13 protein-coding genes are annotated in these 11,823 nt (G+C 47.2%); 1 reads left to right on the forward strand and 12 read right to left on the reverse strand.

Annotated features, from left to right (window positions below; genetic code table 11):
* Positions 1–202: 202 nt before the first annotated feature.
* Positions 203–754, reverse strand: a complete 552-nt coding sequence (locus ACX9NY_RS23270; RefSeq protein ID WP_472475321.1) for a hypothetical protein — start codon at positions 752–754, stop codon at positions 203–205.
* Between the two features lie 89 nt (positions 755–843).
* Between ACX9NY_RS23270 and ACX9NY_RS23275 the strand changes: the two genes are divergently transcribed.
* Complete coding sequence (locus tag ACX9NY_RS23275) at positions 844–1,434, forward strand: TetR/AcrR family transcriptional regulator (protein WP_472475323.1); 591 nt, start codon at positions 844–846, stop codon at positions 1,432–1,434.
* 86 nt (positions 1,435–1,520) lie between these two features.
* On the opposite strand, the gene ACX9NY_RS23280 is transcribed toward ACX9NY_RS23275, so the two are convergent.
* The 11 genes from ACX9NY_RS23280 to ACX9NY_RS23330 form a co-directional block, all read right to left on the reverse strand.
* Complete coding sequence (locus ACX9NY_RS23280; protein ID WP_339258186.1) at positions 1,521–2,858, reverse strand: TrkH family potassium uptake protein; 1,338 nt, start codon at positions 2,856–2,858, stop codon at positions 1,521–1,523.
* Positions 2,859–3,065: 207 nt separating this feature from the next.
* Positions 3,066–4,577, reverse strand: coding sequence for a lysine--tRNA ligase (gene lysS, locus ACX9NY_RS23285; RefSeq protein ID WP_339238954.1), 1,512 nt, complete (start codon positions 4,575–4,577; stop codon positions 3,066–3,068).
* A 116-nt stretch (positions 4,578–4,693) separates the two neighbouring features.
* Positions 4,694–5,173: a transcription elongation factor GreA gene (gene greA / locus ACX9NY_RS23290; protein WP_076216743.1), complete on the reverse strand. Its 480-nt coding sequence runs from the start codon at positions 5,171–5,173 to the stop codon at positions 4,694–4,696.
* Between the two features lie 245 nt (positions 5,174–5,418).
* Complete coding sequence (gene dusB / locus ACX9NY_RS23295; protein WP_339238953.1) at positions 5,419–6,438, reverse strand: tRNA dihydrouridine synthase DusB; 1,020 nt, start codon at positions 6,436–6,438, stop codon at positions 5,419–5,421.
* A gap of 96 nt (positions 6,439–6,534) precedes the next feature.
* Positions 6,535–6,729 carry a helix-turn-helix domain-containing protein gene (locus ACX9NY_RS23300; RefSeq protein ID WP_339242857.1) on the reverse strand — a complete coding sequence of 65 codons (195 nt, stop codon included), beginning with the start codon at positions 6,727–6,729 and terminating at the stop codon, positions 6,535–6,537.
* Positions 6,690–7,238 (reverse strand): 2-amino-4-hydroxy-6-hydroxymethyldihydropteridine diphosphokinase, encoded by a 549-nt coding sequence (folK, locus tag ACX9NY_RS23305; protein WP_339258184.1) that lies wholly within the window; start codon positions 7,236–7,238, stop codon positions 6,690–6,692. Before folK ends, ACX9NY_RS23300 begins: the two co-directional genes overlap by 40 nt.
* A gap of 9 nt (positions 7,239–7,247) precedes the next feature.
* Positions 7,248–7,610, reverse strand: a complete 363-nt coding sequence (folB, locus tag ACX9NY_RS23310) for a dihydroneopterin aldolase (protein ID WP_339238951.1) — start codon at positions 7,608–7,610, stop codon at positions 7,248–7,250.
* Between the two features lie 116 nt (positions 7,611–7,726).
* Entirely contained in the window at positions 7,727–8,590 is an 864-nt protein-coding gene (folP, locus tag ACX9NY_RS23315; RefSeq protein ID WP_339258182.1) for a dihydropteroate synthase, read from the reverse strand.
* Positions 8,587–9,471, reverse strand: coding sequence for an aminotransferase class IV (locus ACX9NY_RS23320; protein WP_339258181.1), 885 nt, complete (start codon positions 9,469–9,471; stop codon positions 8,587–8,589). The genes folP and ACX9NY_RS23320 overlap by 4 nt, the downstream gene beginning before the upstream one ends.
* Position 9,472: 1 nt before the next feature.
* Positions 9,473–10,048 carry an aminodeoxychorismate/anthranilate synthase component II gene (pabA, locus tag ACX9NY_RS23325; protein WP_339238947.1) on the reverse strand — a complete coding sequence of 192 codons (576 nt, stop codon included), beginning with the start codon at positions 10,046–10,048 and terminating at the stop codon, positions 9,473–9,475.
* Between the two features lie 49 nt (positions 10,049–10,097).
* Complete coding sequence (locus ACX9NY_RS23330; protein WP_472475327.1) at positions 10,098–11,708, reverse strand: anthranilate synthase component I family protein; 1,611 nt, start codon at positions 11,706–11,708, stop codon at positions 10,098–10,100.
* Positions 11,709–11,823 lie beyond the last annotated feature (115 nt).

The following is an 11,823-nucleotide window of genomic DNA, read 5'->3' on the forward strand; positions in this document are numbered from 1 at the left end:
TTTAAGTTTCTTTCGAAGCTTATTTGATTTGCTTGCCGCACTGTGTAAATCGTGTTTTCTTGGCCGGAATTAGAATATACCATGTACAGATTTTTATTGCAAGTCTTTTTTTCAACTTTTATAGTTACCGAAATGATACGTCCTAAACGAATATAGAGTGTCCTCCCAATGTAGCAGATTCTTATACGCGTCCCACTTGATTTTATTGTTTAACATCCCTAGCAGGAACTTTTCTTGGCCATAAACTATAGCTAAAGCTTATTATAAAATCGATTCCGATTATGATTCCCCACATTTTAATCAGATTATAGAAGACGGCTGTACGTTCAGGATCCCCAATCCACCATATCATGGCGAATAGAAATGCACTACCTATTGCCCAAGCCAAAAGATGTCTAAACCATCCATTACGCTCATGACGTGCATGCTCCCTTCCATATAACTTGTTGCTACGAGGATTCTCTCCGCCTTTGAACCAATACAGGAAATATCGATCCGCCCAAGCGATCATCTGATGACCATAGGCGATACTTACTCCGATATACACCGCAGCAATACCATGGATCATGCTCGCTGTAGCTCCACGCTGAAGATCTATCACAGTGGCCACCAGCAACAACAGATCCACTATTGGTGTTGCCATCAACAAACCAATGCCTAACCTTTTCATGCCAAGAAGATACCTGACACTTAGACCCGCAAACACAAACACCCAAAAGGCAATCTCACATCCTATAATGAAATAACCAATCATCTATTAGCCCCCTTTTTTTATAATACGTTTGTATTAAATATAATTTAGCACATTTGTATCATAATAATCAACAATGATATAATGTTCCTATGCCTAAAATTGTTGATCATGATAAACAGCGTATGCTCGTGGCCGAGGCAGCTTGGCGTATTATACGAAGAGATGGCATGGAACAAGCCTCTGTTCGGAATATCGCTGAAGAAGCAGGAATTTCGGTCGGTTCAATGCGTCACTACTTTTCTACACAGTCAGAACTATTACTATATGCCATGAATCTGGTATCCGAGCGGGTATCCAATCGAATCCAACACATGTCCTTCACCGGATCTCCCATGGATAATATGAAATGTTTATTACTCGAGTTATTACCAAACACAGATGAAAAACTGGCCGAAATGGAGGTGTGGTACGCTTTTACAGCCAGATCCAAAACCGATGCTACGCTCAAAGAACTTGCCGATACAGTGTATGATGCACTCAGACAGGCTGTAGGCTATGTTATCACTCACCTGATCGAACATGATCTCACGAGACCAGATCTTGATATTAAACTTGAGATCGAGAGATTGTATGCACTCGTGGATGGCTTGGGTATCCATACGGTGCTTAGACCCGATCAGATGAATGCCAAACTCATGGATGATATCCTTGGTTTGCATCTTGCCTCCTTATGCCGTTAAACCAAAAAAAACCGCAGCACATTCGTTATGACCAAGCCCTGTTACGATAACAGGAGTTAGTTCTGAATGTCTGGCGGTTTTTCTTTTTATCCGATAATGATCCGGCCCTCCGGATGACGATACAGTTTCTTCTCTTTGCGCGGACGAAGAGCATACGCGATGGTTAATGGCCCAATACGACCTACAAACATGGTAACGGTAATAATGATTTTTCCCCAATTGGTCAACTCATCCGTCACTCCCACAGAAAGACCCACGGTACCAATAGCCGATGCAGCTTCAAACATCAGTGAAAGGAATGGCGCATCCTCTGTCGTAAGCAGAAGCATCACCACGATCATGAATATGATCAGTGAAACCATAATAATGGTCAGTGCCCTCATCAGTAATTCCTTCGGCACACGCTGGCGGAAAAACACAATATCCTTGTCTCCCCGAATCATGGCATACACTGCACCAATCATAATCAGGAATGTAGTCGTCTTGATCCCGCCCCCGGTCGATCCCGGGGAAGCCCCGATAAACATCAGCAGAATGAAGAAAAATTGGGTAGCCTGCCTCATCTCCGTGATATCGATTGTACTTGTTCCCGACGAACGTGTAGAGACCGATTGGAAGAAGGATGCATAGATCTTCTCGCTCCAGGTGAGTGAAGCCAGTGTATGTCCATTGGTAAATTCGAAAACAAACAACACAATTGCTCCTATACCAATCAGCGCTCCCGACACAGATAGCACCAGTTTCGACTGTAGGGATAGACGACGGCGTTTGCGATACTCAAACAGATCATTTAATACCACAAAACCTAGTCCACCAGAGATAACGAGCACGGATGCAATCAGGTTGAATATCCAGTCTCCAGTGTAATATTGAAAGCTGTTGCCTAACAGATCAAATCCCCCATTATTAAACAATGAAACGGAATGAAATATTCCATAGTATATAGCCTGAACCAATGGCATCTCTGTTGCCCAGCGCATCGCCAGTATGACAGCAGCCACCCCTTCAATGGTAAAAGAGAAGATCAACACCTTGCGGATAATGCGTACAATCCCTTCCATACTGTCTGCATTAATGGCTTCTTTGAGCAGTAGCCTGTCCTTGAGTGAGATTCGTCTGCCCAAGACAAGTGCAAAAAGGGTAGCTATGGTCATGAAGCCGAGTCCACCAAGCTGCATTAATACCATAATGACAAGCTGACCAAACAGATTAAAGGTCGTCCCTACATCTACGACGACAAGTCCTGTCACACATGCGGCAGAGGTTGATGTAAAGAGCGCGTCAATAAACGCCAAATGCTCACCACTTTGGTTAGAGATTGGCAACATGAGAAGCACTGTTCCAATCGCAATGATAAGCAAAAAACCACCGACCAGGATTAACGGGGGAGATAAAAATTTGGCAAAGTGAAGCCTGAACTTCATGAAGGGCACCTCTTTTAACAAAATACGAACAAGTTAGTCTAACTTGAATCCACGACGCAGTTCCACCATATTGTTGTTGTGCTTTGAACAGAACGTTCTGATGAACATTATTTTAAGCGCCTATGTAAACCTAAAGAGGAACTTGCCTCAGTATCATACTGAACGGCAGGTTCCTCTTCTATTATGAACGTACGGAACGTTCCTTATTTAATCTTGCGTACGAGGACGCATGTGCGGGAAGAGCAGTACGTCACGAATCGAAGGGGAGTTGGTCAGCAGCATGATCAGGCGATCAACCCCGATTCCCAATCCGCCTGTCGGTGGCATACCATATTCAAGCGCACGGATGAAGTCATCATCCATCTCATGAGCTTCGTCGTTCCCATGTTCTTTCTCTAGCATCTGTGCTTCAAAGCGTTGACGTTGATCAATTGGATCATTCAGCTCTGTGAAGGCATTGGCATGCTCGCGTCCAACGATGAACAATTCGAAGCGATCCGTGAAGCGCGGGTCTACATCGTTTTTCTTCGCCAGTGGTGAGATTTCAAGAGGATGTCCCGTGATGAATGTCGGTTGAATCAACGTCTCTTCCACAAACTCTTCAAAGAACGCGTTCAGAATATGACCGAATGTCATATGTTTTTCAACCGGAACCTTATGTTCCTTCGCCAAGTTATGTGCTTCCTCATCCGTCATATGCACGGAGAAGTCTACGCCCACAACTTCCTTAACTGCATCCACCATCGTAACACGACGCCACTGCGGCGTAAGATCTACTTCATGGTCTCCATACTGGATCACTTGCGTACCCAGCACTTCCTGTGCAATATGAGCTACCAGGTTCTCCGTCAATTGCATAATATCCTTGTAGTCGGCATATGCCTCATACAATTCAATCATTGTAAATTCCGGATTGTGACGTGTGGACATACCTTCATTCCGATATACACGGCCGATCTCATACACCTTCTCCAGTCCGCCAACAATCAGACGTTTCAGGTGAAGCTCAATCGCAATCCGCATGTACAATTCCATATCCAGCGCATTGTGATGTGTGATGAACGGACGTGCTGCAGCTCCTCCTGCGATGGTATGCAACGTAGGTGTTTCCACTTCCAGATATCCAAGGGAATCCAGGTAACGACGCATTGATTGAATGATTTTGGAACGTGCGATAAAGGTCTGTTGTACGTCCGGGCTCATAATCAAGTCAACATAACGCTGGCGATAACGAAGCTCCACGTCAGTGAGACCATGGAATTTGTCCGGAAGCGGATAGAGCGATTTGGACAGCACTTCAAGGTCTTTAACTTTGACAGAAGTTTCACCTGTTTTGGTCTTAAAGATTACGCCAGTTACCCCAACGATATCGCCAAGGTCCAGCAGGCTGAATGCCGCATACTTGTCCTCAGGCACGGTATCCTGACGAACATAGATCTGGATTCTGCCGCTCAGGTCCTGAATATGTGCAAAGCTTGCTTTACCCATTCCCCGCTTCGCCATAATCCGTCCGGCAATACTGACTTCGATGTGCTTCTCTTCCAGCTCTTCCTTGGTCAGTTCTTCATACTTTTTCAGAATGGAGCCGGCTTCTTCGTTACGTACGTATTTTTGGCCAAAAGGATCGATTCCCAATTTGCGGAGCTCGTCCAATTTGTCACGGCGAATTTGTAAAAGCTCGCTAAGTTCGGTTTCCTGATTCAAGACTTCATCCGTCATGATCTATATTCATCTCCTTATTTACATTGCAGGCATCGCGTGAGGACACTCTTCCTCAAATGTTGAAAAAGCTTCCCTAAGGAAGCTTTTGTTTACCATGCCCAACTGCTTCGTTACTATAGCTTTTTAATATCTACAATTTTATATTGAATTACGCCAGCAGGCACACTTACATCAACAACTGTACCATTTTTCTTGCCCAAGATCGCTTTACCGACAGGGCTTTCGTTGGAAATCTTGTTCTGAAGCGGGTTTGATTCAGCAGAACCTACAATTGTATATTCTGTGATGTCGCCGAATTCCAAATCTTCCACAGTAACTGTTGCACCTACACTCACGACATCGGTGTCAATCTCATCACTGTTAATAATGCGTGCGTTCCGAAGCATTTTCTCCAAAGTAATAATACGACCTTCAATGAAAGCCTGTTCGTTCTTGGCATCTTCGTATTCAGAGTTCTCACTGATATCTCCATACCCGATGGCTACCTTAATCCGTTCAGCCACTTCGCGGCGCTTCACTGATTTCAATGTTTCCAGTTCTTCTTCCAGCTTCTTAAGTCCCTCTGGTGTAAGGATAACTTCCTTGTCGCTCATCTCAACCGATTCTCCTGTCATGGGAATAATTTGATTGTACGGCAACGGAATCAGTGGTAATTACATAGCTCCGCCCGCATACATCTTCAAAACTATATGAAGTTCTCCAGAGAAATAGAATATTCCTCCTGATGACTAGCCTTTAATTAACGCACATGGCGAATTTATACTGTGAAAGTATAGGGGAACGATCTCGAAAAGTCAATGTTACGTCATCTGTAGCTGTAAACGTTTTACAGACTTAATTACGATGCACTTCCGGCAATTACCGGTTCTGACTCCAAATTACCTTCACTTTTCAGCTGACTCACAAAGTTCTCCAGAATCTGTACCATCTCATCCCGCTTGGTGCCTTCCATAATAACATCCTTGATACGGGCAGATCCTTTCAAGCCTTTCAGATACCAAGCCAGATGTTTACGCATCTCGCGTACGGCAACTGTCTCATTCTTCAATGCAATCAGGCGATCCATATGCAGGATGGCAACACGGATCTTCTCTTCGCCATTCGGGTCAGGAAGCAATTCCCCCGTGCTTAAGTATTGAATGGTACGATACAGCATCCATGGGTTTCCCAGCGCGGCACGACCAATCATAACCCCGTCACAGCCCGTTTCATCCAGCATACGGCGTGCGTCCTCTGGTGTATGGACATCACCGTTGCCGATCACCGGAATAGAGACAGCCTCTTTGACATCTTTGATGTGTGACCAGTCAGCAGTGCCTGTATAGAGTTGCTCTCGTGTTCGGCCGTGTACACTTACCGCCTGTCCGCCTGCACGTTCCACCGCGAGCGCATTCTCAACCGCGAAGATATGCTCGTTATCCCAGCCAATACGCATCTTGACCGTTACCGGCTTCTCAACCGCATCTACTACAGCGGATACCATCTCATAGATCTTGTTCGGATCAAGCAACCAACGTGCACCTGCATCACATTTTGTTACCTTAGGCACAGGGCATCCCATGTTAATGTCGATGATGTCTGCATTCGTTTCCTTGTCCACAATCTTGGCTGCTTCTATGAGGGAATCACGATCTCCTCCAAAAATCTGAAGGCTCAGCGGTTTCTCACGCTCATCTACAAACAACATCTCCCGTGTACGCTGGTTGCCATGGACAATGGCTTTGCCACTCACCATCTCCGCACATACGAGGCCTGTTCCGAATTCTTTTGCGATTAATCGAAAAGCCGGATTACATACACCAGCCATCGGCGCAAGTACGACCTGATTTTTCATTTCAATGCCACCAATGTTAAGCACGGTAGTCGTTTCACTCCTTTTACAATTCTATATAAATCAACGATTATGGTTCGATCGATATCTCTATTGTTATAGCATGACAAAACCGAAACGGTCCTAGTTACCCTGCAACTCCTCGATACTGATTGCCAGCACACCAGCAATTCGATCCAGTTCTTGCTGTGATACCTTACGGTTCCCCCGCTCAATGGTTCCCAGAATGGCCAGCGAGATGCCGGTCTCGGCAGCAAGTTCATGTTGTGTTAAACCTTTCAGCTTCCGGAATGCCCGGATTCGATTGGCCAATTGCATGTTTTCCAAAGCTGTATTCCATCCTTTCCATCCAGTACAGACAACGATGCGTGTACAAAGGTATACAAACCTGAAACCTCGTCCTCCGGTACGATATCCGACAGTGGCACCAGTACAAAAGCCCTTTCGCCCATACGGGGATGAGGCAATTGGAGCAATTCGGTATCTCGCGTCTCACCCTGCATCCAGAGCAGATCCAGATCAACGGTGCGCGGTCCCCAGCGAATATCACGAACACGACCAAGCCGGTTCTCGATATCCAGTAATTCCGTAAGTAACTGCTCCGGTGTCAGCATCACCTGTACGGCGACTGCCATATTCAGAAACGCAGGCTGATCTACATATCCTACAGGTTCCGTCTCATATAGCGAAGAACAACGCAGAACGAATATATGAGGGTGTTCATCGAGCAAAGACAACGCCTCAAGCAACGTCTCTTCCCGGTCACCCAAATTGGCCCCTAAAGCAATATAAGCCTCTGAAGATTCAGAGGTCGAATGTGCAATCATGATCGGTTCTCACTTTCTTGTGCGGCGAAGCTCTACCGTTACGCCCTCAAAATGAATATCGAATGGCGGATGTGGCTTCGTCACCTTGACTGTCAATGCATTGATAATAGTATAAGTGTCTAGTAAAGAAGATGCAATATGTTCGCCCAAAGCTTCAATTAACTGGAATGATTTATTCTCTACAATCTGTTTGACCAGCTCATGGATCTCCGCATAATTGATCGTTTTGGTCAGATCATCATTACGTCCAGCCTCACTCAGGTCCATGTCAATCTCCAGATCAATATAGTAACGTGCCCCTAGCTTCCGCTCCTCGGCAAATACACCGTGATATCCGTAATACTCCATGCGATGCATAACCATTCTATCCATACGATCCGCCTGCCCTCTATATATATTGAAATTCTAATCTATTTGAAGTTATTCCTTAGCTCCGCCTTATAAAAACGCTGCGCTTCCACTGGACGGGTCACTCTGACCCGCCAGAATTATTTCCTCCGTATACCTGGAGAAGCGTATAACATGGCATCACACATATCTGCCGTCCGCCGAATCGACTTCACATCATGAACCCGAACCATCTGGCAGCCTTGGGCGATGCCGAAGGCAACGGTCGCAGCCGTTCCTTCCAGCGCATCATCGGCACCAACATCCAGGGTGTTCTGGATGAATCTTTTGCGTGAGGTGGCTAGCAGAACCGGATAACCCATTTCATTGAGTAAACCGAGCGATGACATGAGCTTCAGATTTTCTGCGAGATCCTTCACAAAACCAATGCCCGGGTCCAGGATAATCTGATCTGCTTTTACACCGGATCCCAGCGCAATCTGTATGCTCTCCTGCAAATCGCTGACGACATCACTCAAATAATCGGTATAGTTTCGTTCCTGTCGATTATGCATCAGAATAACGGGACACTCCAGTGCTGCTGCCGTGCGTGCCATATCTGGATCTGCCTTGGCCCCCCACACATCATTAATGATATGGGCACCGGCTAGAATAGCTTGACGCGCAACATCGGCCTTATACGTGTCTACCGATATTGGAATGTGCGGGGCTTGCTGATGCAATGCTTCGATAACCGGAATGATCCGGCTCAGCTCTTCATCGGCGCCCACTACATTTGAACCTGGCCGTGTGGACTCCCCGCCGATATCAATAAGGTCCGCCCCGTCCTCCATCATCTGCATGGCATGAGCAACCGCCCGCTCCACGTTGGTATACCGACCACCATCCGAGAATGAGTCAGGTGTGACGTTGAGAATACCCATGATCTGTGTTCTTGCACCCAGCTTCAACTCAGCTGGCCCCCATGCATAGTTCCGTTCATAGATGACAGGTGTAAGTGTCATGAAGTATACCCCGCTTTCTGCCGGTACATACCCAGAAGGACTGTTGTAACCGGGCCTATATGTCCGTTGCTGATTATCGTTACGACTCCGTCCTGATCCCGCAGAGTCGTAACCGGAACCAGTTCGGCAACTGAGCCTGTTAGAAATATTTCATCTGCTTGCAGAAGATCTTTCCAAGCAGCTAACGTTTCTATGCAAGGAATGCCTTTCTTCGTGGCGATCTCAAGCACCACGGCTCTCGTGATGCCAGGCAGAATGCCGGTTGAGAGCGCTGGCGTGTAGAGCACATTTTCCCGTATCCAAAATACATTGCTGACAATACCCTCAGCGACATGCCCGTCACGGGTTAATTGTAGACCTTCTGCACCCTGTGCATCCTGCCCATACGCATTCAACTCCCGTTTCGCCAGAATGCTGTTCATATAATGCAGTGACTTGAATCGGACTTCACCTTCGGGCGTGTTGCGTGGTGTAGACAACCTTTGAAGCATTTTGCCACTTTCATATAAAGAGGGAGTGGGCTCAGGTAATGCTTTTGCCAGTAAAATATGATTTGGATTCGAATAATCACCAGAAGGTAAACCTAGCGGCGCTTCACCTGCGGATACCGTGTATCGGACGTATGCATCCTGAAGTCCGTTCGCCTGCATCAAACGTTGAATCCAATCTGTCACCTCTGCCGCGGTCGTTGTAAAAGGAATGCCCAGTTCTTCACACCCCGAAGCCATCCGCTCCAAATGCCGTTCCAGCAGAAAAGGGATGCCTCGATAGGTCCGAAACGTCTCGAACAATCCAAGTCCGTACAAAAAGCCGTGATCCGTTACAGGAACCACGGCTGCCGCCATATTGACCAACTCTCCGTTTATCGCGGCATATTGCATATTATACCTTCACCTGTTGGGACAGGAAGTTGCGAAGCATCTGATGCCCATGGTCTGTAATAATGGATTCCGGGTGGAATTGAACCCCTTCAATCGCATATTCTTTGTGACGCAAACCCATAATTTCACCTTCAGCTGTCTCCGCTGTAATCTCCAGGCAGTCCGGCAGACTGCTGCGCTCTACAATGAGGGAGTGATAACGGGTAGCTGTAAACGGGGATGGCAATCCGGCAAATACGGATGTTCCATTATGGTGCATCTCGGATGTTTTGCCGTGCATCATGCGCTCTGCACGAATGACATTGCCCCCAAACGCTTGTCCAATGGACTGATGCCCCAAACATACACCAAAGATCGGAATGCTTCCCTTGAAATGCTCAATGACTGCCAGGCTAATACCTGCTTCATTCGGTGTACAAGGACCCGGAGAGATCAGAATATGATCAGGTGCCAGTGTCTCTATGCCTGCCAAATCAATCTCGTCGTTGCGGCGAACTTCCACCGTCTCACCCAGTTCACCCAGATATTGAACCAGGTTGTACGTGAAGGAATCGTAATTATCGATAACCAGTATCATATGCCTGCTCCTCCTCATCTTCCGTCAATCAAGTGACGGTTGCTTCGTTTTATTTTTTAATGGCTTCGGCTCGCTCTACTTGTTCCTGTTCCATAACTCTGCTTGCTTCTGCCTCTTCGCTGTAATTCACAGCTCTCATCATCGCTCTTGCCTTGTTGCGACATTCCTTGTATTCCCGATATGGATCGGAATCAATGACAATGCCTGCACCGGCCTGTACATAACCAATACCATCCTTAATGGCAAGTGTACGAATGACGATGTTCAATTCCATATTTCCACTGTAATCCATCCACCCGATGGAACCCGTATAAGGTCCACGACGCACAGGCTCAAGCTCCTCGATAATCTCCATGGTGCGGACTTTGGGCGCTCCGGTAATCGTTCCACCCGGGAATGTCGCAGCAATCACATCAAATACGGATAACCCTTCTGCCAGTCTGCCTTCCACCTGGGAAACGAGATGCATGACATGGGAATACTTCTCGATGGTCATCAATTCAGGCACATGAACCGAACCGTAGGCTGCAATCCGTCCGATATCATTACGTTCCAGATCGACGAGCATAATATGCTCCGCCCGTTCCTTCTCACTACTCAGCAGTTCATCCGCCATCGCCTTATCCTCTGCCTCATCACGACCCCTTCTTCGGGTCCCTGCGATGGGACGTGCACTGACTTTGCCATTCTCCACTTTGACCAGCAGCTCTGGAGATCCGCTTACCAGTTGAAAGTCTGGACTACGAAGCATACCCATATACGGTGATGGATTCACGAGGCGTAACCATTCATAAATATGCTCAGCGCTCGAATGAAGCCGTTTTTCCTGTCTCAAGGACAGATTCACCTGAAACACATCGCCCTGTCTGATATATTCCTGTACTGTGCGTACTGCCTGTTCAAATTCCTCCTGCGGGAAGGAGGTTGCCCACCCTTCGGATTCCCCGTTCGTATCTTCAGGCTGCGGTGTACGATTGACCTGCTTGTTGCGGTGTTCCAGTGCCTGCATTTGTTCCTCGGCCTGTGCAACCCCCATTATATGAAGCCATCGTTGCTGCATCGCTATCGCCCGCGCTTCGGCTACTGCATATAGACCACGCACATCGGTTTCGTTCGGATTAGGCTCTACAGCCAGATGAACCATGCAGAAAAGTGCCTGTTGCTGATGGTCATACGCCCATATTTCTTCAAAACGCATCCACCAATAATCCGGCAGAGCCGGGTTATCTTCAGCCAAGGCTGGAAGCTTCTCCAACGATCTCGCTACATCATAGCTGAGATAACCTGCGTATCCACCCCCAAAGTCTGGAGCCCCAGTAACCTTAGGCGCACGATAAGGGGCTGTCCATCTCTTCAATACATCAAGCGGCTTGCCGCTGTCCATCGAGGTGGTTCCTTCCGGTACATCACGAATAACCGCTTCCTGACCCTTCCCGGAAATAACGGAAACGGGGTCTAGTCCCAGAAATGTATATCTTCCGCCTTTGCCATTCTCCAACACCATTGCGTAGGGTGACGCCTGTTCCCAGGCTGCTTCCCAAGATAACGGTAAACCGCCATGATACGGCCCCTCATCCGACTTGGTGATATAGGGCATCATGGTCCAGCCTTGCTCAGCCCACTCCATCCAGTCGGCGTATGTTGTCATCAGGTGTGTCATTGCGGTTTGCCGCCCTCCATCTGTCGCTAGTTCTATTGTCTGATAGTATACTAAAGCGCCGCTCCTTTTAAAAGCATTACACCAAAAATCCTCCATACCCGTCAGCGGGCAAGGA

The organism is Paenibacillus sp. CB74 (assembly GCF_055687625.1).

Excerpts from the sequence above, each read along its gene's own strand:
- ACX9NY_RS23270 (WP_472475321.1), bottom strand. The coding sequence starts at position 754 with ATGATTGGTTATTTCATTATAGGATGTGAGATTGCCTTTTGGGTGTTT.
- ACX9NY_RS23275 (WP_472475323.1), top strand. The coding sequence starts at position 844 with ATGCCTAAAATTGTTGATCATGATAAACAGCGTATGCTCGTGGCCGAG.
- ACX9NY_RS23280 (WP_339258186.1), bottom strand. The coding sequence starts at position 2,858 with ATGAAGTTCAGGCTTCACTTTGCCAAATTTTTATCTCCCCCGTTAATC.
- lysS (WP_339238954.1), bottom strand. The coding sequence starts at position 4,577 with ATGACGGATGAAGTCTTGAATCAGGAAACCGAACTTAGCGAGCTTTTA.
- greA (WP_076216743.1), bottom strand. The coding sequence starts at position 5,173 with ATGAGCGACAAGGAAGTTATCCTTACACCAGAGGGACTTAAGAAGCTG.
- ACX9NY_RS23300 (WP_339242857.1), bottom strand. The coding sequence starts at position 6,729 with ATGCAATTGGCCAATCGAATCCGGGCATTCCGGAAGCTGAAAGGTTTA.
- folK (WP_339258184.1), bottom strand. The coding sequence starts at position 7,238 with ATGATTGCACATTCGACCTCTGAATCTTCAGAGGCTTATATTGCTTTA.
- folB (WP_339238951.1), bottom strand. The coding sequence starts at position 7,610 with ATGGATAGAATGGTTATGCATCGCATGGAGTATTACGGATATCACGGT.
- folP (WP_339258182.1), bottom strand. The coding sequence starts at position 8,590 with ATGACACTTACACCTGTCATCTATGAACGGAACTATGCATGGGGGCCA.
- ACX9NY_RS23320 (WP_339258181.1), bottom strand. The coding sequence starts at position 9,471 with ATGCAATATGCCGCGATAAACGGAGAGTTGGTCAATATGGCGGCAGCC.
- pabA (WP_339238947.1), bottom strand. The coding sequence starts at position 10,048 with ATGATACTGGTTATCGATAATTACGATTCCTTCACGTACAACCTGGTT.
- ACX9NY_RS23330 (WP_472475327.1), bottom strand. The coding sequence starts at position 11,708 with ATGACACACCTGATGACAACATACGCCGACTGGATGGAGTGGGCTGAG.